This window comes from Streptomyces iconiensis (assembly GCF_028657195.3).
Classification (GTDB): Bacteria; Actinomycetota; Actinomycetes; order Streptomycetales; family Streptomycetaceae; genus Streptomyces; species Streptomyces iconiensis.
In genome coordinates, this window is sequence record NZ_JANCPR020000023.1 from 71,800 (window position 1) to 95,769 (window position 23,970).

Here is a 23,970-nt window from a genome sequence, read left to right on the forward strand (position 1 = left end):
GCAGGGAAAACCATACCGCGGAGGAGTGGCAGTGATTACCGATAGGTCAGAAGGAACTTCTGTGATGTCGTAGCCTCCACACTGTTATCACCGACAACGATCATGGGTAGGGCGGCGGGGGCATGGCGGTGACAGCAGGGCGCTCGGGAAAGTCGACCTTCCACCGGAGCTTCACCCTCAGCATCACGAAGGCGCTTGGTGACCAGCTCGCGGCGGATCTCGCCACGCTGAGCAGGGCCCCGCTGAGCGACGAAAGCATCGGCCAGCTGCTGGAGCGCCCTGGCGTCTACCAGCTCTACCTGCACGACGACTTCGTCTATGTAGGCAAAGCCGACAAGTCCCTTCCCAGGAGACTTCGACAGCACCTCAAGAAGATCTCGGGCCGCCGCGGAATCGCACCGAGCGACATGACCTTCTCGTGCCTGTACGTAGCGGAGGACTTCTCCGCCCTGGCGCCGGAACAGCTGCTCATCAACCACCACAAGGACCTGGGTGAGATCCCGTGGAACAACAACGGCTTCGGCAACAGGGACCCCGGCCGCCAGCGAGACCACACCGCTCTCAAGCCCAACCACTTCGATGCCCTATACCCGATCGATCTCGCGCGGCCGGTCGAGGGCCTCACAGCTGGCGAGACAAACGTCCTGGACCTGTTGGAAGCGCTCAAGGTGTCGCTTCCCTACAACATCCGGTACGCGAAGTCGGGTGATCTGGAGAGTGCCAACCTCGTCATCACGGACGCGGAGCTCTCGGTCGACGATCTCCTCAAGAGGATCTCGGAAGCGACCTCAAGCGGTTGGCAGATCACGGCGCTTGGGGGCTACATCGTCATGTACGAGGAAGGCCCCGCCGAATACGCTAGCGCCTCGCGGTATTATCGCGATGGACAGACAATCGACAGCGTTCCGCTCTCCGCCCCGGAGGGCGAGGCGGCGGTGGACAGCGGTTCGCCCGCCCAGGGTGCTTCCTGACAGAGCCCGACAATGCACAGCATGGCGGCTACAGCGACGGCTCGGAAGGTGGCTCTTCGGACGCCGTGACCGTGTCGTGCGCTGCACGGGATCGTGCCACGTCGGCGTAAGGATTCGCACTTCCCCGGGGCCGGTACCGCCCCAGGCCGCTCAAATCTTCCCCGCGTGGAACCCCGGCCTTACGGTCTCGAACCCTCGCGAAAAGGTGCCCGTGGCGGCCTCGGTCGCGGATCGCGTCTCGTCGGGGGCTCCCCGCGAGTGCGTCGTCGCGCTCCTGAGCCTCGCGGACAAGAGCGGGTACCTCGCGGCCAGATGATCCCGAGCCGATGGTCCCCCGCAGCCGCCACGCAGATCCCGGTACGCCACACACTCGGCCCGCTGGCCGTCGCGGGTCGCCGCTCCGCCTCGGCGGCTTTGGCCGCCGCACGTCGATCCGGGGACGACGGCGATGGTTCGGCGCTCTGCGTCGACGCCTCCGCGGGTCGGCGTGCGGCGGGGCACGCGGCGTAGGCAGGGCCGCGATAGCGTCGCGAAGTCGCGCTACCTCCCGCACTTGCGAACACTGAGTCAGCGTGAGGATGATCCGACGTTCATGGATCAGCGTGCTGACGTCCTCCTACGCCTGGCCTACGCACGACTTTCATGGCTGGCTCGGCCTGGAGCTGCCTGACTCCAGCAGTGATCTGGTGGTCAAGGTCGAGGATATAGAGATCGAGGAACGATGAGCTCGACGAGAGTGAGGATGCCGGGGAAGCGGTGGGAGCGGCGTAACGCCACGAGCTAGCTGGGCAGCATTACGTCCCGGATTCTGTGGCGACTGGCGGGCGCCTGGAGGGAAGTTCGCTGAACATCGCGCCGTCCGTGCACCTTGTCGACCGCGCGCTGGGTGGCCGTCCGACGGAATTCGGTCCGCCAGCGCGGGTGTCCGGCCGCGATCCCCGCGCTTACCCATCTCGTTCACCGCTCGCGGGACGCACCCCCAGCCCAACGAAGCACTACTAGGGAAGCTGATGTTGCCTTGGGGCTGCGGATCGCGTGGTGTTCTGCCGAGGGACGGCAACTGGGACTTTGGTTGTGTGTGCGGGGCGAGCGTTTGCTTCGGCGAGGGTGCGATTTAGGTTGATGTCGATTCACTGCAGGAGGACCTGCCCGTGGGCCGCAGGGAACCCCCGTGCTGACATGTCAGCACGGGGGTGGGCGGTTGTCAGGCTGAGTGATCTGCCCGATGGCCACCTGCTGCTTGTCGCTGAGTGCGCGACTTCGGCGCTAAGCGTGGCCGATAATCGGAAACAACTCGACTGACGCGGAGTCAGATTCCGGGCACATTCAGTCAGAATGTGCCCGGAAATGTCCGGAAACCGGTGCCCCCAACGGGATTCGAACCCGTGCTACCGCCTTGAAAGGGCGGCGTCCTGGGCCACTAGACGATGAGGGCCGGCGGTCCGCCCGCGCGCGTTGTCGGTGCGCAGGAGGGACTCGGGCAGCATATGGGATGCGTGGACGGTTCGCCAAAACGGTTTTGGCGGTTCGACGAGGTGAGCGCGGGGCCTGCGGGTCTCATCCGCTGTCCGGGGTGCTGGGGGAGGGGGTGGCTCCCGGTTTGATCTCTTCCGGGAGGTGGCGGGCTACCTCCGCCTTGGACAGGCCGAGTCCGCCGAGTGTGATCTCGTCCCATGCCTGGAGCCTGTGGGTCTCGCTGTCCAGGTAGAGCACGGAAGCCTGCACCTTCGCCGGTTTGTCGCCCTCGACGGCACGCAGTCCTCCGCCGCCCGTCGAGCCCTGGATCATCAGCCGGGTGTCCTCCTTGAGCACCTCCGTACTGCGGTTGTGGGTGTGGCCCGCGAGGACGAGCGGTACGAGCCCGTCGGCCTGCTTGGTGAGCACCGGGTTGTGCCCGACCGCGATGTCGACGGGGGTGTCCGCCTCCTTCTGCGCGCGCAGGGTCCCGGCGAGCTTCCTGCCCTCTTTCTCCTCGACCGGGTCGCCCTTGGCGACGACGGAGCGGTCGGGCGTGAACTGGGGGTCGCCCCAGCCGGAGATGCGCAGCCCCGCGACGTTGACGGGGACTCCGGAGTCGAGAACGTAGGCGTCGGGCTTGCCGCGGGGGCCCTTCTCGCGGGCCGAGGCGTCGCCCAGCTTCTTGACGGCTTCCTGCGTGGTGACCGAGTCATGGTTGCCGCGCACCCATACGTAGGGGGCGCCGAGGTCGGTGATCGGTTCGAGGAAGCCGTTCTCGGCCGAGGTGCCGTGGTCCATGGTGTCGCCCGTGTCGATGACCACGTCGATGTCGTACTGCTCCACCAGGGACCGGATGATGTGCCATGCCGCCGGGTTGAGGTGGATGTCCGACACGTGCAGGACGCGCGTCGTGCTCGGGTCGGGCTCGTACGCGGGGAGGGTGGAGGCCGTCTCGTACAGCTTGGCCACATTGGTGACCAGGCGTGCCAGTTCCTGCTGGTACACGTCGAACTCGGTGGCGATGCTGCGTGCGTTGCCGACGACGGAAGGGGCGCTCGCCAGCAGCCCGGAGAACTTGGGCTCCAGCACCGACTTGGGGTTCCAGGTCGCAGCCGCCGTCGCGCCGCACGCCACGAGCAGGGCGAGCGCGAGCCCGCCGGCGGCGAGCGCCCTGCGCGGCCTGCGGTAGACCGCGAGCCCGAGAGCGCAGGAGCCGGCGACGACCGCGACCGCCGAGCGCAGCCCGAGTCCGAGAGTGCCGGAGGCGACGTCGGAGGTGACCTCGTCCTTGAGCCCCTGGATGCGCTCGGGGTGGTCGACCAGGGCGGCGGCGCGGGCCTGGTCCAGTTGGTCGACGTCCACGTCGAGGCGCAGCGGCGCGTAGTGGCTGCGCAGTTCCAGCGCGCCCAGCGGAGAGACGTTCACCTTGGTGCCGCCGGTGAGGGAGGGGCGCAGCGTCATGCTGGTGTCGACGGGGCCGACGGACGTATGGACGTTCCCCACGATCAGCAGCCCGAGCCAGGCGCCCAGCAGCGTCACGGCGGCGAAGCCGACCGCCCGCCAGTACGGGTGGGGAGTGTGGACGAGGGAGGCGGTGGGTGCGGTGTGGTGCGCGTGGTACCTGCGCTGGGCGCCCGTGGCTAGTTTCCGAGCCCAGCCAGCCACGGCACGAAGTGGCTTTGTGGCTACGGTGGCCATGCTGGCCGGTATGCCCCTCTCGCCGTACCCCTATGCCCCGTGGCCGGGAGCCGGTGGCTCCGCCGTGGCCTCGGCCCGGCGCCTGTGCGGGAGTGCCGGCAGATCCTGAGGCCGGCCGTGAACACCGTCCTTGGGCCCGGCGCCTGTGCGGGAGCAAGCGCCTGTGCGGGAGTGCCCGTGGGGGGAGTGCCTGTGGGAGCGCCCGTGCGGGAGTGTCCGTGCTTCAGCGCCTCGCCTGGAGAGGGCTGAGGGGTCAGCCCTTCGCCTGGAGAGGGGGTGAGGGGTCAGCCCCAGCCCAGTGCGTGCAGGCGCTGGTCGTCGATGCCGAAGTGGTGTGCGACCTCATGGACGACGGTGGTGGCCACCTCGTCGACGACCTCGTCGGAGCTCTCACACATGCGGAGCGTCGGGCCCATGTAGACCGTGATGCGGTCGGGCAGCACTCCCGCGTACCACTCGCCCCGCTCGGTGAGCGGCGTTCCCTCGTAGAGACCCAGCAGTTCGGGGTCGTCCGCCGGTGGTTCGTCCTCGACGAACACCGCCACGTTGTCCATGATCCGCGTCAGCTCAGGCGGGATGGTGTCCAGCGCCCGGGACACCAGCTCTTCGAACGTCTCTCGCGTCATCTCCAACACCCGGCCATTGTCGCCTGTCGACCGGCTTTATGGATCTCGCGGGTGTGTACGGCTTCGCTGCCTGCTCGGAGCAGGGCGCGTGGGCCGTAGGGGCTGGGCGCCGTGCGGGGTTGATCGCACGCCGCCGGGGGCGCCGTGGGCGCCCTGGCGCGTGACCTGTTGGGGTGACGGGGAGTTGGGCACGGCACTTGCCGATGCCCTGCGCTGGAGGTCCGCCGTGCGCCGAACCCGTACCTCGCCCGCCGCCACAGTCGTCGCCCGTACGACCGTTGGCGCGCTGATACTCGCGGTGGCTTCCTCCCTCACCGGATGCATGACGGTGCAGGGCGAGGATCCTGGCGGTGGCGCCGCGCCCGTGGGGAACAGCTCGGACGACCGGGGTGGCGCTGCCGAGCCCGAGGGCGGCGTCGACGAGCCGGGCCACGGCGGGGGCGGCGGGCGCTCGGGCGGCGGTGGCAAGCGCGACGGCAACCGCGAGCACGCGGACGGCGACCGGGAGTCCCGCGGCAAGCACGGCAAGCACGGGAAGCACGGCAAAGGCGGCAAGGGCGGGGACGGCGCACGGGGCAAGCGCGGTACGGGCGACCGGGCGGGGGGACGGGGGAGCGCCGGCGGTACGGGCGGGCCCTCGGTGTCCTCGTCGGGTTCGCCCTCGGGCGGCGCCGACGAGGCCCCGTGGCCGACGAGGGACCCGGACCCGCCGGCGAGCTCTGGCGGTACGGGAGGTTCCGGCGGCCCGGGCGGCTCTCCCTCGGACTCCCCCACCCCGGCGCCGACCGACAGCGACCCGGACCCCTCGCCCACCAGGACGGAGGCGTCCCCCAGCAGGTCGGTGCCCTCGGGCGAGACCTCATCCGGGCGTTCGGCACCCGTGCGCACGGCGTGAGGGGCCCAGGTCCTCACGGCTGTTCGCCGTGGGCCCCTCGCGAGGACTCGGCGTGAGGGGCCCACACGGGGAGCGGCGTGAGGGCCCCACGGCACTCGGCGTGAGACACCCCCTCGGAGATCTGCGTGAGAGACCCCCATGGAGATCTGCGTGAGAGACCCCCACGGAAATCGGCGTGAGCGCGTGGCCGGGTGCGGTCGGGGACCTGGGGTTTCTGGTCGCCCTCCGTACCCCTGTGACCAGCGGGGATGCGGGGTTCAGCGAGGACGAGGGGGCTCATTTGCACAGCGGCGCACGTGCCGCGTATGCTGGTAGATCGTTTGATCCCATTTGCCCGGCGCCGTTTTACAGAGCGCGCCGCGTGGCGCGTTCCTCTCTGGCCGTGGCTGACCGCATCGAGGCGGTCGTTTGCGAATTCACGGAGTTCTGGGCGCGTGCCGAATGACTCCGGAAGGTTCGCATTTCGCATGTCTGTCACCACCCCTGAGAACGTCCTGCCCGAGGACGAGGCGACCAACGTCTCCGAGGCACCCGAAGCACTCGAAGCCCCCGAGACTGAGGCAGCCGAGACCGAAGCAGTCGAGACCGAAGCAGTCGAGGTCGAGGCAGTCGAGGCCGGAGCCCCCAAGGGCGAGGCCGTCGAGACCGAAGCACCCAAGGTCGAAGCCCCCAAGGTCGAGGCAGTTGAGGCCGAGGTGGAAGAGACCGAGGCAGTCGAGGTCGAGGCGGAAGAGGCCGAGGTCACCTTCTCCGACCTGGGGCTCGCCGAAGCCGTCGTGCGCAAGCTGTCGCAGAACGGCGTCTCCAAGCCCTTCCCCATCCAGGCCGCGACCATCCCGGACGCGCTGGCAGGCAAGGACGTACTGGGCCGGGGCCGCACCGGTTCCGGCAAGACCCTCTCCTTCGGGCTGCCGCTCCTGACCCGCCTCAGCGGCGGTCGTACCGAGCGCAAGCACCCCCGTGGCGTCATCCTCACGCCGACCCGTGAGCTGGCGATGCAGGTCTCCGACGCGCTCCAGCCCTACGGCGACACCCTGGGCCTGCGGCTCAAGGTCGTCTGCGGCGGCACTTCGATGGCCAACCAGATCTCGGCGCTGGAGCGCGGCGTGGACATCCTCGTCGCCACCCCGGGCCGACTGCGTGACCTGATCAACCGTGGCTCGTGCTCGCTCGACGGCGTCGAGACCGCGATCCTCGACGAGGCCGACCAGATGGCCGACCTCGGCTTCCTGCCCGAGGTCACCGAGATCCTCGACCTGATCCCCAAGGGCGGTCAGCGGATGCTCTTCTCCGCCACCATGGAGAAGGAGATCGACTCGCTGGTCAGGCGCTACCTGACCGAGCCCGTCATCCACGAGGTCGACGCCGCACAGGGCGCCGTCACGACCATGACGCACCACGTGCTCGTCGTGAAGCCGCGCGACAAGTCCCCCGTCACCTCCGCGATCGCGGCGCGCAAGGGCCGGACCCTGATCTTCGTCCGTACCCAGCTGGGCGCCGACCGTGTCGCCGAGCAGCTGTGCGAGTCCGGCGTACGCGCCGACGCGCTGCACGGCGGCATGACGCAGGGCGCGCGTACCCGCACCCTGGAGGACTTCAAGGGCGGCAAGGTCAATGTGCTCGTCGCCACGGACGTCGCGGCGCGCGGCATCCACGTCGACGGCATCGACCTCGTCCTGAACGTCGACCCGGCGGGTGACCACAAGGACTACCTGCACCGCTCCGGCCGTACGGCCCGCGCGGGCAAGTCCGGCACCGTCGTCTCGCTGGCGCTTCCGCACCAGCGGCGGCAGATCTTCCGGCTGATGGAGGACGCGGGCGTCGACGCCTCGCGCCACATCATCGGCCGTGGCGATGTCTTCGACGAGGACGTGGCGGCGATCACCGGCGCCCGCTCCCTCACCGAGGTGCAGGCCGAGTCGGCCGCCAACTCGGCGCGTCAGGCCGAGCGTGAGGCCAAGCAGCTGAGCCGGCAGCTGGAGCGGCTCCAGCACCGCGCCACCGAGCTGCGCGAGGAGGCCACGATGCTGGTCGCCCGCGCGGCGCGTGAGCGCGGCGACGACCCGGACGCGGCCATCGCCGCCGCAGCCGAGGCGGAGGCCGTCGAGATGGCGGCCGAGGCGAAGGCAGAGGCGGAGCGCCAGGAGCGCGCCGAACGTGCGGAGCGTGCCGAGCGCGAGAAGCGTGACCGCCGTGACCGGGAGCCGCGTGACCGCGGTGACCGTGGCGGCCAGCGCGGCTCGTACGACCGGCGCGACCGCGACCGGCGTCCGTACAACGACCGCAACGACCGCGGCGGCGACCGCAACGACCGCGGTGGCGACCGCAACGACCGCGGTGGCGAGCGCCGTGACGACCGTGGGAACTTCCGCGGCCGTGACGACCGTTCGTACAACCGCGACCGGCGCGAAGGTGGCGGCGGCGACCGTGACCGTGACCGCCGTGACGGTGGCCGTGGCGACAGCCGGGACAGCCGTGGCGAGGGTGGCCGTGGTGAGGGCCGTGGTGACGGCGTACGCCGGGACGACCGGCGCAGCGAGGGCGACCGTGGCGGCTTCCGCCGTGAGAGCGGCTTCCGTAGCGGCGACCGCCCGTACCACCAGGGCCGCCGCGACGACCGTCGCCCCGTCAACCGTGGTGGCGACCACCGCTCCACCTCCTACGGCCCCAGCCGCAACGGCGCCGCCTCGCGCACCCCGGACCGCACCACCCCGGACCGCCGCGCGGACAAGCCCCGCTGGAAGCGCAACAGCTGACGCCTCGGGCGTAGCGGCCTTGCCGGCCGGTCGGCGTTTGGTCGGGTCGGCGCGCTTGGTCGGGTCGGCTCGCTGACCCGGCCGGTCCGGTCTGCCCGGTCGGTCTGGTGGGCCGGTCGGTCCGGTGGGCCTGGTAGGGCCGCTGGCTCGGACGGCCCGGCTGGGCCGACTGTCCCAGCCGGACCGGTATCGAAGGCTTGGCCGACAACAGCCTCGAAGGCGTTCAACCTGGAATGCCTTCGAGGCCCGCCCGAAGCCCGGGCTATGCTGCTCGGTGCGGGCCGTTAGCTCAATTGGCAGAGCAGTGGACTTTTAATCCATTGGTTGTGGGTTCGAGTCCCACACGGCCTACCGGCCAGAAGCTCTCTGTAGGGCTCTGACCTGTGTATTCGGGCCCCGGCCAGATTCTCTGGCCGGGGCCCGCTCGTGTTCGTGCCCCTCTGTGTGAGCGATGCGTGAGCGGACGCGCCCGCCCCGCCGCATGCAGCAGACGGTTGCGGTCGATGCCGAGTGCGTCAGAAACCCATGGGACGGCTGTGCCGATCTGGGCCTCTGTGCGGTCGTCGACTACCTCGGAGGCGCCTGCTTTCCTATCCTGTCCATGCCAGCATGCGATCGGGGTCACGATGACGGGTGAGGCACAGCCGGGAGCGGTGATCGGCGGGCGGTACACGCTGAGCCGTTCGCTCGGGACAGGAGGCTTCGGGCAGGTCTGGGAGGCACATGACCCGGTGCTGGACGTGGACGTCGCGGTCAAGCGGGTACTGCTGACGGGCCGGGTGCCGGAGGAGGAGCGTGCGCTGCTCCTTGCCCGTGCGGGGCGGGAGGCTCGCAACGCCGCGCGCTTACGGGACCACCCGCACATCGTCACCGTGTACGACGTGATCGAGGTGGACGAGGTCCCGTGGATCGTCATGCAGTTGGTGGATGGCCACTCGCTCGCGGACGAGGTGAAGGCGCGAGGGCCGCTGGCCGTCGAGCGGGCGGGTGAGGTCGGCGAGGCATTGCTGCGTGCCCTGGGCGCGGCACACCGCGCGGGCGTCATGCATCGGGACGTCAAGCCAGCCAACGTACTGCTTGCCACGGGCGGTGAGGTCCTGCTTGCGGACTTCGGGATCGCCACGGGACACACCGACACGAGACTGACGGCCAGTTCGCTGCTCATCGGATCCCCCGCCTACATGGCTCCTGAGCGTTGGCAAGGAGTGGAGGCCGACGGCCGTGCCGACCTGTTCTCGCTCGGGGTGACCCTCTACGAGGCAGTCGAAGGGGTGCTTCCGTTCCCCGCGGGGAACCCCACCGCGGCCCTGACCGAACCGCCCCGCCCGCCGCGGCGCGCCAGAGAATTGGCTCCCCTGCTTGCCGGGTTGCTGGAGAAGGACCCCGCTCGACGCCCCACGGTCGAGAAGGCGCTGGGTATGCTCCGCCCGGCCGCCGGTACCACCCCGCTTCCCACCCAGCAGGCCCGGCCCTCGGGCGGCACCGGGCCGGTCACCGAACCCGTGACACGGCCCATGGGAACGCCAATGGCTGCCCGCGCTCCCGTCACACTCACCAAGAGAAGGGTCGCCCTGATACGGCGGAGCGGCATCAACTCCGCCATCGAAGGGACCCTCTTCGGGGGCTTCTTCGGAGGCTTGATAGGGCTGGCCATCGACAGCCACGAGACGCTGGTCGGCGGCATCGGGGGAGACTCACGCTTGGGAAACGCCCTGTACGGAGGCGTCCTGTTGGGCGCCGTGCTGCTGGTGCTGGGCGCGTTGGTCGGCCTGGCGCGGGGGATGACCACGCCCTCGGACCGGCTCACTGTGGATGAGGAGGGGGTCGGCGTCACAACCCGGTATCCCCAGCGGCGGCGCGGTGCGGTGAACTTCACGATCCGATGGGATTCCGTCGAGCGCGTCGCCATCAGGAGGCCCAAGAGAAGTCGGACGACCGCCACCGTGTGGTTCCGTGAGGCGGACCGGCCCACGAAACGCTGGCTGGCCGAGAACCTGCTCACGTTGAACCCCGATGGTAGCTGCGACATCTACACGTACGCTCCGGACTTCCGGGCTGCCTCGGTCAATCCCGGGCGGCTCCGGGACGCCCTGCGCCAATTCGCCGGGCATCGGTACGGCGACCTTGAGCTGGCCCCCGAGCGTTGATGAGTGTCTCCCCACGTGCGAGGTGCTGGAACTGCGGTGACGGCAAACTGTGCGTACAGCCAGTGCTCACGCGTCCTCAGCGTCTTCGTGACCCTCGGTCCGCCGAGCCCTGGGAATGAGATGTGCAGCCTTCTCGGCGATCTCGCGGTCGAGTTCGGGGAGCAGGCTCGTGTAGGTGTCGGGCGTGAGCACGATGGTCGAGTGCCGGAGCGTCTCCTTCACCGCGTGGAGGTCACCCCCCGCCTCCGTGGGTGAGGGTTGCTGCGACGTGACGTAGATCTCGCAGGGTGATGGGCGGCAGGTCGGTCGTCGCGAGGATGCGACGGAAGGCTTCGGAGGCCATCTCGGGGTGCAGCCAGGAGCCGTCTTCTCGTGTGAAGACCTTGCCGGTGTTCTGCCACGCCTGGCCCCAGCGGCGGCGCTCCTCGTCCTGACGTGCCCGGTGGGCCGGCAGGACGGCCAGGTTGAGGCTGTCGAGGGCGATCGTGTTCGAGCTGCACTCGGCCTTGGGCTCGCACTCGTACGGGTCCCAGCCGTCGACCACGATCTCCTTGGAGGGCGTGATGAGGCGGGCTTCGAGATCGATGTCCAGCCACTCCTGGCCCACCGCCTCGCCGCGCCGCAGTCCTCGCCGTACCCATCAGGTGAAAGAGGGCGTACGGCGATCGCCCTCGGCCGCGTCGAGGAAGGCGCCGAACTGGGCTGGCGTCCAGACCATGACCGATCCGGGGATCTCGCCCGTCTCGCGCCACCGCCGTACGCGCTCGTCCGTCCTGAGGAGGGGCTTGGGGCGCTTGCCGGACTCCAGCTCGACCGTGGGTCGCAGCCCAGTGCGGCAACGTTCTCTGCCGCTGGGAGGAGACACAGCCCGACTGCCTGATCCCGCGCGTTTCCGTCCAGCCGATTGAGCAAGTCATCTGGGAAGCCCATCGCACCCCGCCGTGCCAGAGCCAGACGGCACAACGAGGGACAGTTCAAGGCGCATGCCGCATTGGTCGTTGGCGCGTTGCGGAGAGCTGAAGCACAGCAGGACTCCGCGCCGGGCCGTGCTCTTGAAGATCTCATCGTGATGCTGCTGACGATCCGCCTCTCGTGATGCTGCTGACGATCCCCCTCGCTACCTCGCTTGGGAGGTCTGCGCTGGGCGGCGGCCGTTATCCGCAGGCAGCGGGATTCGCCGCACCGCATCGCACCGTATGCGCGGAGCGGGAGGGTCTGGGCGGTCTGACCGTCTGCGGCGGCCCGTGGCGTCGGGTCGATGCCGCAGGTCGTGCGGCGGTTCATCGCCGGCAGGGCGATGCCCCGTCAATAGCTGGGGAGCGCACCAATCTCCGCCCGGCGAGGAGAGGTGCGCCCCTCCGCCGACCCCAACTGGTGAAGCGGCAGCGACTCGTTGGATGCCCCGAACCGGGTGCATGTCGCGCTCTCCAGCTGACTAGAGCGATCGCTCTAGTGGCGTGCTAGGTTCTGTTCTGCGTCCTAGATAGAGCGATCGTTCTAATGCTTGGGCGGTTGCCAACCATGGAGGAATTGCGGTGACTTCACCCCACACGACACCCCGCCGGGCCTGGCTCGGTTTCACACTGGTGCTGAGCCTGGTCGCGCTCGTGGCGATGGACAATTCGGTGCTCTACCTGGCGATGCCGAGCATCACCGAGGCGTTGGACCCGACGGCGGGTCAGGCGCTGTGGACCGTTGACATCTACGGCTTCGTCGTCGCCTCGCTGCTGATCGCGTTCGGCAACCTCGGCGACCGGTACGGCCGGTTGAAGTTCCTGCTCGCCGGGGCTGTCACCTTCGGGATCGGCTCGGCCGGCGCCTCGCTGACGGATTCTCCCGAATTGCTCATCGCCTTCCGGGCGTTGATGGGCCTCGGTGGTGCGACGCTGCTCCCCGCCGGTCTGGCGATCGTCAGCAACCTCTTCCCCGATCCGAAGCAGCGCGCCCGTGCCATCGGGATCTTCGCGGCCACCTTCGCGGCCGGTTTCGCCGTCGGTCCGGTCGTCGGGGGGCTGCTCCTCAACCACTTCTGGTGGGGGTCGGTCTTCCTGATCAACCTCCCCGTCGTGGCGGTCTTCCTGTCCTTCGCCAAGGTGCTCCTCAAGGACGTACGCGAGACCCACCCCGGCAAGGTGGACGCGCTCAGCGTGTTCCTGTCCGCTGTCGGCATCCTGCTCGCCGTCTACTCGGTCAAGGTGGCAGCGGCCGAGGGCTTCTCGGCGCAGCAGATGGTCGTCGGGGTGGTGGGCGTGGCCGTCGTCGTGTGGTTCGTGCGCCGGCAGCTCACCCTCGAAAGTCCGCTGCTGGACCTGAAGCTCTTCCGTGACCGCGTCTTCACCGTCGCCATCCTCACCGGCCTTCTCTCCCTGGTGGCCTGGGCCGCCGCCGGCTACCTCAGCGGCGTCTATCTCCAGACGGTGCTCGGGTTCAGCGTCCTCAGCGCGGCGTTCCTCGCGCTGCCCGGGGCGGCCGTACTCACCACCGCCTGCATCGGTACGGCGGGGGTCATCGACCGGATCGGCAAGCGGGCCGCGCTGATCGCCTCGCACTTCTTCATGGCTTTCGGCCTCGTGCTGCTGCTCTTCGCCGGAGTAACCGGCGGCGCATGGGCGTTCATCGCCTCCACCGTCATCGCGGGCGTCGGTTACGGGTTCTCCTTCAGCCTGGTTGCCGAGACCGCCGTCGCGGCGGTGCCCACGGAGCGGGCCGGCTCTGCCGGTGCCATCGCCGAGATGAGCAACGAACTCGGCAACGCGCTCGGCATCTCCCTGCTCGGCTCGCTCGCCGCGCTCGTCTTCCGGCTTCTCGGCCCCGACGTCGCGGGCACCCTCGACACCACCCTGGCCACCCCCGGCCTGTCGGCAGCGGACGGACTACAGGCCAAGGACGCCTTCGTCACCGGGCTGCACGTGGCCGTCGGCGCCGCCGCTCTGCTCGTCTTCGCCCTCGGCATCCTCGCTGTGCGCTGGCTGCCCCGCGAGGAGATGGCCGGGGAGGGGAAGAGCGAGGAGGGGGAGCGTGGCGAGGGGGAGAGTGAGACGTCCGGCGCCGGGCGCCAGGGCGAACTGGAGGCCGTATGAGCGGCGCAGCGGCAGGCCGCGGCCCGCACCCGGCTTGGTAGCCTCGCGGCGTGAACAGGAAGTCAGCACGTGAGGCGCAGCCGGCTTCCGGGGGCCCGGGGCAGACCTTCGGGACCCGCGAGCGCATCGTTCGTGCGGCCTCACGGCTGATGCAGCGGCAGGGGTACGACGGTACGGGTATCAAGCAGATCGCCCAGGAAGCCGAGGCCACGCTCGGATCGGTCTACCACTTCTTCCCGCGCGGCAAGCAGGAGCTGGCCGTTGCCGCGATCGCCCACGCCAACGAGGAGTTCGTCTCCCAGCTGAAGGCGGTACTCGACGGAGAGGCCGACCCGGCCCGCGCCGTCACCGCCTTCAGCAAGCACCTCGCGGCTGAGCTGCGGGCCTCGGACTGGACGGCCGGCTGCCCCATCACCACTACGGCACTGGGGGCTGCCGGTCGCTTCCCGGACATCCAGGCCGCCGCCTCCGCTGCCTTCGACCGCCAGCGCGAACTGGTCACGGCCAAGCTGAGCGCTTCCGGCTTCGAAGAGGAGGAGGCGCGCGAGCTGGGCCACATGGTGATCAACACTCTGGAGGGGGCGGAGATCGCCGCCCAGGTCGCCCGGAGCGACGACCCGCTGGAGATCGCCGGCCGCCACCTTGCCCGGCTGATCTCGGCCCAGGGCGCGTGACCCCGCACGCCTCCTTCGATGGGCCTCGCGGCGGTGAAGTCCCCGCTGCGATCGCTCCGGTGCGGGGCGGCTCCGCGTGCGGGGCGGCTCCGCGTGCGGGGTCGGCTCCGCGTGCCGGGTCGGTCGCGGGAACAGCGGGTTCCGGCTCGCGAACGTCCAACTCCTTTGCCGACGCCGGCAATTGTGCCGATTGCCTCAGGGGGAACCAGCCGGCAGGTTGGCGGTGAGCCTCGCGGTCCCACAACTCCCTTCGCGGTGCGGGCCCTTGCGGCGCGGTGCAGTCGTTCCTTTGAGAGAAGTGAGACTGACGCATGTCCGACACGCAAGTGATCAGTGACCTGTTGGCCGCAACCAGGGCCGGAAAGCTCAAGTGGACCTTCGACGGCGAAGTAGTCGCCTCGCGTGTGGCGGATATCGCCTTCTCGGCCAGGATCGACGACGTCGGCGATGCGACTGTCAAGGTCGAGAGGAGGGGAGGGGCGCAGGGAGAAGGTCCGCGAATCGGCACCATCCATGGGAGCTTCGTGTCGGACGTCAGGGACTTGTTCGACGTGGCGCTGGAATCGGCTACGTCCCGGAAGGAGTTCCTGGCAGATGTTCATCGCCTGTTGGCCGATGAATTCGGCGGTGAGCGCGACTAGGGTCTGTCCGGTCGATCTGTGTCGTCCTCGCAGGGTGTGTGGCATGCACGTTGTGGCACGCACCTCCCAGTCTTCGCTGGCAGAGGGTGTCCCCTGCCGTGCGTCGCCGGTTACCAACGCTCCGCGTTGTCTTCCCTCTTCCGCCGTATTTCCGCACAGCCATCAGGCTCGACAGACGGCCAGGGCGGACCCGGTGCGGAGCCCGACGCCATCGCGAACGCCTGCTGGGAGTTGCACACTGAGCGCAACGAACCCGAATCGGTCTACAACGCGATGCCCGGTGACTGGCAGACGGGCAGGGTCGCCGACAAGTTCGTCGTTGACCAGGACCAGTCCGGACGGTCACATGCGTAGCCAGATGGCGAGGGCCGCCGCTGTCGCGGTGCCGCCCTGGACCTGGCCACGGCACTCATCGGGGACCTTGGGGCGCGGACGGCCGTGATCGGAGGGCTCGACAGCGCCCGGCAGTTGGAGGAGGCCGCAGGGTTTGTCATGAGGGTTGTCGCATCCGGCCACAACCCGAGATTCGCCGTGCCGGATGTCGGCCCCGACGCTGGTCAGCGAAGCGCGTACGGCGAACCACTGAGCCGGCAGACCACCGGAGAGGGCCGTGATCCCCGCCCCGGCCCTGTCCGCGCATGCCCGGAAAGACCACCGTGTGTCTCACCGCGACGCAACGCTCCACTCTCCGCCGCAGGCCGCCGACGCCTGGTCGAGCGATGCCGGACCCGGCCCATTGCCCTGGCCCACGCAGCCGCGGGGAGGGAGGTCTCCCGGACGTACGGGACGAATTGGGGCAACCGCTACCGCCGCTAGCCGCTATGGCGAGCCCGGTCTCGACCGCGCCTCGGCCCCGCACCGTCGGCCGACAGCCGGACCGCCGGAGGTGACCGCGGCTCGAAGACCTGCGCCGCACCCGTCGATGCCCGGCAGCCGGGGCCATTGAGGTCACCCGGCGAGGGGGCGATCAGCCCGCGCGCCGTGCAGCGGCGCCCGCCCGGACGGGCCTGAATCGCCGTCCCGGTCCGTGGAACTTGCCTCACCCAGGGTCCGACGATGCTCTTGCACGGGGCGGCAGGACGGACGTACCGGCGGCCGACGGCCGTTGTCCACAGGCGGCGGGATGCGTCACACCGCTACGGCGGCAGCGGGCCGCGAGCCGGTTCCCGGCCACGAAGGGGCCCCGCACGCGCGGGTCCCTGCACGGCGAGGAGCCCCCGCCGTTCCGAAGAGAGCGGCGGGGGCTCGGTCGATGTCGGTGGGGCTCGGGCCGTTGCGGTGGTCGTCTCACCGTCTGTCAGGCGCCGGCGCCATGCCCGTCTCGTTCACCAGTGCCTGAAGCGGCCCATGGAATCCAGGGGGAGGCCCCTCATGGGGCCCAGGGTCACCTCCGCGAAGTCACCTGCCTCCACCATCGCCGGCGGCTCATAGACCCCGGTCTCTACCTCGGGCTCGATCTGGTGCTGCTCCATCAGACGGTTCCTTTCTCGCTGGGCAACGCGGCTCGCTCGCACGGCCGTTGGTCGATTCGAGCCCCTGCACAGTCCCATACAGAAGGATGCATAGAGCGTCTTAGGACTTCAAACCGCCTGAAGTGGCCTATCCGAGGCATGAGGGGCAGCATGTCTGCGCCATGCTGCCCCGGTTCACGCCGCAATCCGACGGCACGGCTTCTGTGGGGGCATCGCCGGAGAGGAATGGACCGCCACGCGTGGGCTCGCGAGGTCGCCCGTGTACGGGTACCCGGCGCGTCCTTCAGCTTCGCCGCCTTCGCCGACATGGCGTGCCCACGCTCATGTCGGCGATCGCGAGCCCCCGCCGGGCAGGTGCCGCCGGACGCCTTGCCCGACTTCGACCACCTCAGGCGGCCGACGGCACCCGGACCGCGGGAACGGGTGCTGCGCGAGGCGGGGTTGGAACAGCGGCACACGGAGGACTTCCGCCGGTCCGGCCCGGTTTCCTTCGCGCGGGCCTTCGAGGCGCTTGACGGCGCGGGGGCCGGCCGGTCAGGTCGGCTCTGGGGGCGTGGCGGCGCAGTACCCGACCGAGGACGGCGCTCCGTCTTCCCCATGGCATACCGCCTGTTCCGGGAACACCGGTGACACGAACACGACCGTCGGTCACCAGGGCCGCCACGGACGCGGCCTCAACGGCCTCCGTGGCACCGGTCGGCTCCGTCGTACGCGCCGCCGCCGTGGCACGCGTCGCCTGCGTGACGTCGGCGGTCGCGCAGGTTGTGGCAACGGAGGGCCAGAGTTCGGCGGTTGGGCGCGTATGTCCTGGAAGTGCCCGATGGAGGCGAGGACCAGCACCGTGGGCGACGTCATGAAGAGGACCAGCACCGTAGGCGCCGTCATGAAGCAGGCCGGACCAGGCGTACGCGGCGTGCGTCTTCACCCTCTCGGGACGACAGGGTGGCCAGCAGCTCTGCCGGCATCACCATGCGCAGGGTCTGCGGTTCTCGTCCGGTGCGCGCGGGGCTGCGGGTTCGGGGCGTCTCGTCGTCGGTGCATGCGGCGCAAGGATCCGTGTGGACTGTGCCGGGTTCGCCCGCTGCGTGTCGGCCGACCCACGTGCCCCTCCTCCGCCCGGGGGAGAGGCGTCGTCGTGCGGGTCGGGTGCCGGGCTGTCGGCACACGGGCTGACGCGGCGCCATGCCGCTTGCGTGGTACGGGAGTTCGGCGCGCGTGCTGTTGTTGCCCTGGGGCGGGGGCGAATTATTCCGGGGAGTGCGGGAATTAATCCGCATGCGGTTGGCTGGTGATCGCTTCGGGGTGTGTGCACAATTTGATACCAAGCTCGTTCCGAGGGGGCATGTCCCAGTTTTGTTGTGCCTTAAGCAGTCTTCGGTCGATGCCCGTGACTTCGCTTATCGCGCGAAGCCTGAATTCCCGCATGCCCGGGTATGGATCCTGGGGTGTCTCCGCTGTGACAGCGGATGGAGTACGGCGGCACTTCGCCGTTTCGGTACAGCAAAGCGAGAGGGTTGTTTCTTCGTGCCTGGAGAAAGGTTTCGGGGCGGGAGTCGTGGGACGCCGGAGCGTGGCCGCTTCGCCTTGCGCCCCGCTCCGGGGGACGACCGCGAAGCGGGTCCACTTCTTCGCAGGTCGGGGGCGTGACGGACGCGAAGTCGGCGGGGTAGGGCGCGCTTGAGCCGTCCTGCGCTGAGGCCGGTGGCCCGCATCGTGTGGGGCGTGACGTGCCTCTGCGGGTTCCGTTCCTGGTGGCCGTGATACACCCGTGATAGGTGGCAGAGTTCATGTGTGCTGACCTTCCACCAGAATTCTTGAAGTTTTCCCGTGGTTTTGTGAGTACCCTTCCTCGCCTCCTGTCATGATGCCCTCACGCAAAGGGATTTGGGACACTATTTGCCTGATGGATACTTGGTGTTAGTTCAAGCAGGTCGCCGGATCACTCATTATTGTTCAGACCCCGGAAATTAATGAGCAAGGCGAGGGGAAATGGAACGCTCCTTCATGTCTGAATCAGATTCAGACAACGTTGTCGTGGCCGTTCATTCCGACGATCCGATCGCTTTCGCAGGAGTCGTGAGCTGGTTACGCAGTCGCGAGGGGATAACCATCGTGGGCGGTGAGGAACGCGACACCGCCTCGGTCGTCGTCCTCCTCACCGAGGTTGTGGACAAGAGCGCGATTCAGTACCTACAGGAATTCGTCACGGTCGGTGACCAGAAAGCGATTCTCGTCCCGAACCACCTCAGACCCGGCAACCTGCTGGACGCCGTCCGCAGCGGGACCAGACTCATCATTCCCCGGGACGCGGTGACCGACGACCGGCTCGCCGAGGCCGTGTTGGCCGTCTCGCGCGGTCACGCCGAGATGCCCCTCGAATCGCTCAGCGACCTTCTCAACCAGCTGTGCGCCGAGTCCGAACAGGCCAAGATCTCCCCACGGGATGTCGATGTACTGAGACTCATGGCGGAGGGCAAGGACACGGAGGAGATAGCCGGGCACCTCAACTACTCGGTGCGCACCATCAAGCACATCATCCAGAGCTTCACCGCACGTTTCGACCTGCGCAATCGGACCCATGCCGTCGCCTACGCGATGCGGCACGGATACATCCAGTGAGGCGCGCACATCCCCGTGCGGTACCGCGCCGACTTCCCGGTGCCGGAACGCGTTCGGTGCCCGGGCGGGCTCGGTCCGAGCCCGCCCGGGCACCAAGGGGCGGTGGGGGAATCAGTGTGCTGCCGCGTGCTCCCTGAAGAGTGCGTCGAGCGCCAGTTTGTCGTGGGCCTCGCCGGGGGCCAGTCGCTTGATCACCAGCAGGCACGGTACGCCGAAGTCACCGCCGGGGAAGGTGCGCAGGCGCGTCGAGGAGACGCAGACCGACCAGGCGGGAGCCTCGCCAGGTGGCAGCTCCTCGCCGCTCCCCGCGTCGAAGACCCGGGTGCTGCCTGTCAGTAGCGCACCGGCGCCGATCTTGGCGCCGGTGCGTACCCGCGCGCCCTCCACGACGATCGAGCGTGAGCCGACGAACGCGTCGTCCTCCACCACCACGGGCACGGCGCCCGGCGGTTCCAGGACCCCGCCGATGCCGACGCCACCCGAGAGGTGGACGTCGCGTCCGATCTGGGCGCAGGAGCCGACCGTTGCCCAGGTGTCCACCATCGTTCCGGAGCCGACGTGGGCGCCGATGTTGGTGTACGAGGGCATCAGCACGGTGCCGGGCGCGAAGTGGCTGCCCCAGCGGGCTATGGCGCCCGGCACCACCCGTACGCCGTCGAACCGCCGCTTCAGCGGCATGCGGTCGTGGTGCAGGAACGGGCCGACCTCGGAGGCCCGCATCCCGAGCACCCGGAAGGACAGCAGGATCGCGCGCCGCGCGCGCTCGTCGACGACCACCTCGTCGCTGTCGGGGTCCACCTCGGCGACCCGCGCCGCGCCCCTGTCCAGCAGGTTGACGGCGGCGATGACGGTCCGGCGTGCGTGTACGTCGGCCGGGGAGAGTTCCTCCCTGCGTTCCCAGAGTTCGTCGACTGCCGCGGGGATACGGCTCCCGCGGTGCGGGGTCCGGCTGCCGGGCGTTGCGGTCGGCGCGAGGGTGCCGGTCATCGGAGTGTCCTTTCGCTGGGGCGGCCCTGGGTTTCGGCGGCTGTGCCCACCAGGGCCAGCCGGGGTTCCACGAGCGCGCGGTCGAGCGTCGCCGCGATGCGTACGTAGCCGCTCGCGCCCGGTCCGTAGGAGCTGCCCGGCATCACTACGAGCCCCGCGACCTGGGCGGCTCTGCGCGCGAACCGTACGTCCGAGCCTCCGGGCGCGCGCACCCACACGAAGGGGCCGCCCTGTGGGGGCTCGCACGCCAGGCCGTGCGCGTGCAGCGCGGCGACCAGGTCGTTCACCCGGCGCCTGGTGCGCCGGGTGTGTTCCTCCGCGTGCCGGTCATCGAGCAGCAGCTTCGTCGCGGCTGCCTGCGAGGCGGCGCTCGCCATGAACCCGGCTGCCCTGCGCAGCGGGACCAGCCGGGAGACCACGGCGGGGTCGCCGGCATAGAACCCGACTCGCAGGCCGGGGGAGTTGGATCTCTTGGAGACGCTGTGGAGCGCCAGTACGCCCTTCGGGCCGCCGCTGAGCGCCGTACGGGGCTCATGGGCCCAGGTCGCCGCGGCGTACGCCTCGTCGGAGAGCACCAGCACGCCGTGTGCGCGGCCCCAGTCGGCGATGCGGTCCAGTGGCTCGACCACGCCGGTGGGGTTGGCCGGGCTGTTCACCCACAGGCACAGCGCGCGGCCGACCTCCTCCTGCGGGAGCAGGTCCAGGCGCATACGGAAGTCGGGGCCGGCCGGGACCCGGAACACCCGCAGCCCGGCCAGCCGTGCCCCGAGCGCGTACGGGGGATAGCCCAGGGCGGGCACCAGCACGGTGTCGCGTACGGGAGCCGCCGGGTCTCGCGGTCCGGTGCCAAGTGGCGGCTCCGCGTGGCGTGTTGCGGTGAGGAACAGGGGGAGCGTGGAGATGAGTTCCTTGGACCCCGCGCAGGCCGCCACCGCTCCGGGCGGCAGTTCTACTCCGTAGATCCTTCGCAGGTGGGCCTCCGCAGCGGCGCGGAACTCCTCGCTTCCTGCGCTCGGCGGGTAAGCCGCCGTACGCGGGAACACCTCGGGGCCGACCGGGGGCGGCGGATCGGCCGAGAGGCCCTGGGTGAGGTCCAGGACGGGCAGGCCGGACGCCGCCGCGAGGTCCAGCCCGATCTCTCGTGTCCAGTTCGGGCCGTCCGTCACGACACCGGCTCCAGCGGCCGGGGCAGCACGACGGGGTGGAAGCGCAGGGTCGCGAAGTGGTCCTGCTCGTTCTCGGCCCGGCGGATGAGTTCGACGCCGCCGTCGGTGCGCAGGAGGAGTTCCTGCGGGCGCAGCCGCCCGTTGTAGGTGAACCCCATGGAATGGCCGTGGGCGCCCGTGTCGTGGATGAGCAGCAGATCTCCCTCGGCGAGCGGGGGCAGCTCGCGGTCCACGCCGAACTTGTCGTTGTTCTCGCACAGCGACCCCGTCACGTCCACCGTCTCCGGCGGTCCCGGGCGGGGCCAGGGCACGGTGATGTGGTGGTAGGCGTCGGGGTAGAGCGCGGGCCGCATCAGCGCGCTCATGCTGGCGTCGACTCCCGCGCACTCGCGCCACTTGCTCATCCGGTTGACCACGCGGGTGGCGAGTACGCCGTGCGGTCCTGTGAGGTACCTCCCGCTCTCGAAGCAGATGAGGGGGATGTCCCCGCCGTGTTCGCGCCGCCAGTCGCGCAGGCGCGCGGCGATCGCGGCGCCGAGGGCCTCGATGTCGAAGGTCTGCTGCTGTGGGCGGTAGGGGATGCCGATCCCGCCGCCCAGGTTGAGGAGTTCCACCTCAAGGCCGAGCGACTCGCGCAGCCGTAGGACCTGTTCCAGCAGCAGGTCCAAGGTGCTCAACAGGGGCTGTGCGGTGAGCGAGTTGGAGGCGAGCATCATGTGCAGCCCGAACCGCTCGATGCCCATGCGCCGCGCCTTGGCGCAGACGGCCGGGAGCCGGTCGGTCCTGATGCCGAACTTCGCCGTCTCGGGCGTGCCGAGGAACGGGTGGCCCCGGCCCTCCGGAGTCGTGGACGAGGCCAGCCGGCCGGGATTGACCCGCAGGCACAGCGAGTCGGGCAGCCGGGGCAGGTCGGCGAGTTTGTCGAGGACCGCCTCGTCGTCGATGTTCACCGTCGCGCCCAGCTCGACGGCCGCTGCCAGCTCGGCCCTGCTCGTGTTGTTGGAGGTGAACATGATGTCCCCGGCCTCCGCTCCCGCCCGCGCCGCCAGGGACAGCTCGGGCGGCGAGCTGCAGTCGAAGCCGAATCTGTGGTCGTACAGCAGCCGCAGGACCGCCGGGTTGGGCAGGGCCTTGACGGCGAAGAACTCCCGGTAGCGCAGGGCGCTGAACGCCCGGTCGAACGCCTCGGCCGTCTCGTGCAGGCCCTGCTCGTCGTAGAGGTGGAACGGGGTGCCGAAGTGCCGGACGACCTCGGGCAGTACATCGGTGAGGCGGCGGTTGAACGCGGCGCTCATCGGCATGACGGGGTGCTCCTTCGGTCTCTCGTGCCCAGGTCAGGCGACCAGGCGCGCGGTGATGACCGAACGGACCCGGCGCCCGCTCAGCGGACGGTCGTAGGTGAACGTCTCGGCCTCCACCTCGCCGAACCCGGCGGCCAGCGCCTGTTCGCGCATGTATGCGCCGGTCAGCCAGTGGAAGCCGGTGACTCCCGGCGCGGGCTGGGCCGGTGAGCCGTCCGTGGTGCAGTCGTTGGAGGCGATCAGGGTGCCGCCTCCGGTGCCCTGCCCGTTCCCTGAGTCGTCGGCGAACCAGGAGCGGATACGGCGCAGTACGGGCTGGATCGAACGCGTACGCGGGTCGTAGAGATGGCCGAGCACACCGTCCATGTAGACCACCGGCCAGGAGCCCTCCGGTGTCCAGTCGGCGATGTCGGCCTGTAGGGCCTCCAGGCCCTTCGACTCGGCCAGTTCGACGGCCTCGGCCAGGGCGTCCACCGCCAGCACCCGGTAACCGTCCCGCGCGAGCCCGCTCTCGATGGCGGCGTTGCCGCTGCCCAGGCTCAGCAGGTTCTTGGCGCCGTGCGCTTCGAGGGCCGCGACGAGCTTGTCCCGCATCCACCCGCGGTACGCGGCGGAGTAGGTGGACGGTGTGATGGAGTCGCCGCGGGCGCCGCCGTCCTCCCATATCTGGAAGAGATTCGGTTCGTTGTCCCGTTTGGGCAGGTAGAAGTCGGTGAGCGTGTCGAGCTGGCTGTTCATGGCGCTTCCTTCTGCGGTAGTGCGGGCAGGTCCGCCGCGCGGCCACGCGTGGGATACGGGCGCAGCGCGCTGTGGCGGTGGCGGCCGGCCTGTTACGGGGCTCTACTTGCGCTGGAGCGACCCCGCCGCCTGGGCAAGGGAGAGGATTTCGGCGCGCTCGGGACCTTGTTCGTCGAAGACCCCGTGGAACACCGCCGAGGTCATCACCGCGCTGGTACGCACGCCCCGCATCGTCATGCACAGGTGCTCTCCGCTGCCGATGACGGCGACATCGGACGAGCCGGTGACGGTCTCGATCTCGTGCGCGATGTCGGCGACGAGCCGCTCCTGCACCTGGAGCTTGTGCGCGTGGCGGTGCGCGATGCGGGCGAACTTGGAGAGGCCGAGCAGGCTCTTCTGACTGCGGTACGCGATGGTCAGGGAGCAGTTGAAGGGCAGCAGGTGGTGTTCGCACAGCGACCACACCCGGATGTCGGAGACCAGTACGAGCTGGCCGCCGCTGATGGTCTCGAAGACCGTGTCGGTGTTTCCGGCGTCGTGTCCGACGAACTCGCGCCACCAGTTGGCGTAGCGGCGCGGGGTGTCGACCAGTCCTTCGCGGTCGGGGTCCTCGCCTATCTCGATGAGGAGTTGACGCGCCAGTGTCTCCAGCGGGTCGGCCTCGACCTTCTCTCCGTCGATCTTCTCTCCGTCGACGGGGACGAAGGGGTCCCGTTGGTCAAGTCGCAGGCTCATGATCTT

General features: G+C 69.6%; 18 protein-coding genes, 2 tRNA genes and 1 pseudogene. 11 read left to right on the forward strand and 10 right to left on the reverse strand.

Annotated elements, in window-relative coordinates:
• The first annotated feature begins 122 nt into the window (after positions 1-122).
• Positions 123-971 (forward strand): GIY-YIG nuclease family protein, encoded by an 849-nt coding sequence (locus NMN56_RS22925; protein WP_274045614.1) that lies wholly within the window; start codon positions 123-125, stop codon positions 969-971.
• A gap of 572 nt (positions 972-1,543) precedes the next feature.
• Positions 1,544-1,696 carry a hypothetical protein gene (locus NMN56_RS22930; RefSeq protein WP_280842863.1) on the forward strand — a complete coding sequence of 51 codons (153 nt, stop codon included), beginning with the start codon at positions 1,544-1,546 and terminating at the stop codon, positions 1,694-1,696.
• Positions 1,697-2,333: 637 nt separating this feature from the next.
• Here NMN56_RS22930 and NMN56_RS22935 read toward each other — a convergent pair.
• The 3 genes from NMN56_RS22935 to NMN56_RS22945 all read right to left on the reverse strand — a co-directional run bounded on the left by NMN56_RS22935 (position 2,334) and on the right by NMN56_RS22945 (position 4,762).
• Positions 2,334-2,406 (reverse strand) — tRNA-Glu (locus tag NMN56_RS22935).
• A gap of 122 nt (positions 2,407-2,528) precedes the next feature.
• A complete protein-coding gene (locus NMN56_RS22940; protein WP_274045611.1) occupies positions 2,529-4,127 on the reverse strand; it encodes a metallophosphoesterase family protein in 1,599 nt (532 codons plus the stop codon).
• A 284-nt stretch (positions 4,128-4,411) separates the two neighbouring features.
• Positions 4,412-4,762 carry a metallopeptidase family protein gene (locus tag NMN56_RS22945; protein WP_274045610.1) on the reverse strand — a complete coding sequence of 117 codons (351 nt, stop codon included), beginning with the start codon at positions 4,760-4,762 and terminating at the stop codon, positions 4,412-4,414.
• A gap of 217 nt (positions 4,763-4,979) precedes the next feature.
• Here NMN56_RS22945 and NMN56_RS22950 point away from each other — a divergent pair, with 217 nt between their 5' ends.
• From NMN56_RS22950 to NMN56_RS22965, 4 genes are all read left to right on the forward strand, one after another.
• Positions 4,980-5,648, forward strand: coding sequence for a hypothetical protein (locus NMN56_RS22950; RefSeq protein ID WP_274045609.1), 669 nt, complete (start codon positions 4,980-4,982; stop codon positions 5,646-5,648).
• Positions 5,649-6,115: 467 nt separating this feature from the next.
• Positions 6,116-8,404, forward strand: coding sequence for a DEAD/DEAH box helicase (locus NMN56_RS22955; protein ID WP_274045608.1), 2,289 nt, complete (start codon positions 6,116-6,118; stop codon positions 8,402-8,404).
• Positions 8,405-8,682: 278 nt separating this feature from the next.
• Positions 8,683-8,755 (forward strand) — tRNA-Lys (locus NMN56_RS22960).
• Positions 8,756-9,030: 275 nt separating this feature from the next.
• The gene (locus NMN56_RS22965; RefSeq protein WP_274045607.1) at positions 9,031-10,551 is read left to right on the forward strand and encodes a serine/threonine-protein kinase; all 1,521 of its coding nucleotides are present in this window, start codon (positions 9,031-9,033) and stop codon (positions 10,549-10,551) included.
• 66 nt (positions 10,552-10,617) lie between these two features.
• Here NMN56_RS22965 and NMN56_RS22970 read toward each other — a convergent pair.
• Positions 10,618-11,365: pseudogene (locus tag NMN56_RS22970) on the reverse strand (site-specific integrase); the annotation flags it as partial.
• Between the two features lie 799 nt (positions 11,366-12,164).
• On the opposite strand from NMN56_RS22970, the gene NMN56_RS22975 reads away from it, so the two are divergent.
• The 4 genes from NMN56_RS22975 to NMN56_RS22990 all read left to right on the forward strand — a co-directional run bounded on the left by NMN56_RS22975 (position 12,165) and on the right by NMN56_RS22990 (position 15,300).
• A complete protein-coding gene (locus NMN56_RS22975) occupies positions 12,165-13,631 on the forward strand; it encodes an MFS transporter (RefSeq protein WP_430542681.1) in 1,467 nt (488 codons plus the stop codon).
• A gap of 149 nt (positions 13,632-13,780) precedes the next feature.
• Complete coding sequence (locus NMN56_RS22980; protein WP_430542682.1) at positions 13,781-14,305, forward strand: TetR/AcrR family transcriptional regulator; 525 nt, start codon at positions 13,781-13,783, stop codon at positions 14,303-14,305.
• Positions 14,306-14,616: 311 nt separating this feature from the next.
• Entirely contained in the window at positions 14,617-14,946 is a 330-nt protein-coding gene (locus tag NMN56_RS22985; RefSeq protein ID WP_274045604.1) for a hypothetical protein, read from the forward strand.
• Positions 14,947-15,072: 126 nt separating this feature from the next.
• Complete coding sequence (locus tag NMN56_RS22990; RefSeq protein WP_274045603.1) at positions 15,073-15,300, forward strand: hypothetical protein; 228 nt, start codon at positions 15,073-15,075, stop codon at positions 15,298-15,300.
• A 971-nt stretch (positions 15,301-16,271) separates the two neighbouring features.
• On the opposite strand, the gene NMN56_RS23000 is transcribed toward NMN56_RS22990, so the two are convergent.
• A complete protein-coding gene (locus NMN56_RS23000; protein WP_274045602.1) occupies positions 16,272-16,418 on the reverse strand; it encodes a keywimysin-related RiPP in 147 nt (48 codons plus the stop codon).
• A 2,076-nt stretch (positions 16,419-18,494) separates the two neighbouring features.
• Between NMN56_RS23000 and NMN56_RS23005 the strand changes: the two genes are divergently transcribed.
• Positions 18,495-19,037 carry a helix-turn-helix transcriptional regulator gene (locus tag NMN56_RS23005; protein WP_274045601.1) on the forward strand — a complete coding sequence of 181 codons (543 nt, stop codon included), beginning with the start codon at positions 18,495-18,497 and terminating at the stop codon, positions 19,035-19,037.
• Between the two features lie 111 nt (positions 19,038-19,148).
• Here NMN56_RS23005 and NMN56_RS23010 read toward each other — a convergent pair whose 3' ends face one another.
• The 5 genes from NMN56_RS23010 to folE form a co-directional block, all read right to left on the reverse strand.
• Positions 19,149-20,024 (reverse strand): 2,3,4,5-tetrahydropyridine-2,6-dicarboxylate N-succinyltransferase, encoded by an 876-nt coding sequence (locus tag NMN56_RS23010; protein WP_274045600.1) that lies wholly within the window; start codon positions 20,022-20,024, stop codon positions 19,149-19,151.
• A complete protein-coding gene (locus NMN56_RS23015) occupies positions 20,021-21,190 on the reverse strand; it encodes a pyridoxal phosphate-dependent aminotransferase (RefSeq protein WP_274045599.1) in 1,170 nt (389 codons plus the stop codon). The genes NMN56_RS23010 and NMN56_RS23015 overlap by 4 nt, the downstream gene beginning before the upstream one ends.
• The gene (locus NMN56_RS23020) at positions 21,187-22,491 is read right to left on the reverse strand and encodes a diaminopimelate decarboxylase (protein WP_274045598.1); all 1,305 of its coding nucleotides are present in this window, start codon (positions 22,489-22,491) and stop codon (positions 21,187-21,189) included. The genes NMN56_RS23015 and NMN56_RS23020 overlap by 4 nt, the downstream gene beginning before the upstream one ends.
• 33 nt (positions 22,492-22,524) lie before the next feature.
• Positions 22,525-23,229 (reverse strand): class I SAM-dependent methyltransferase, encoded by a 705-nt coding sequence (locus NMN56_RS23025; protein WP_274045597.1) that lies wholly within the window; start codon positions 23,227-23,229, stop codon positions 22,525-22,527.
• 102 nt (positions 23,230-23,331) lie between these two features.
• Positions 23,332-23,964, reverse strand: a complete 633-nt coding sequence (folE, locus tag NMN56_RS23030) for a GTP cyclohydrolase I (protein WP_274045596.1) — start codon at positions 23,962-23,964, stop codon at positions 23,332-23,334.
• Positions 23,965-23,970: the final 6 nt, after the last annotated feature.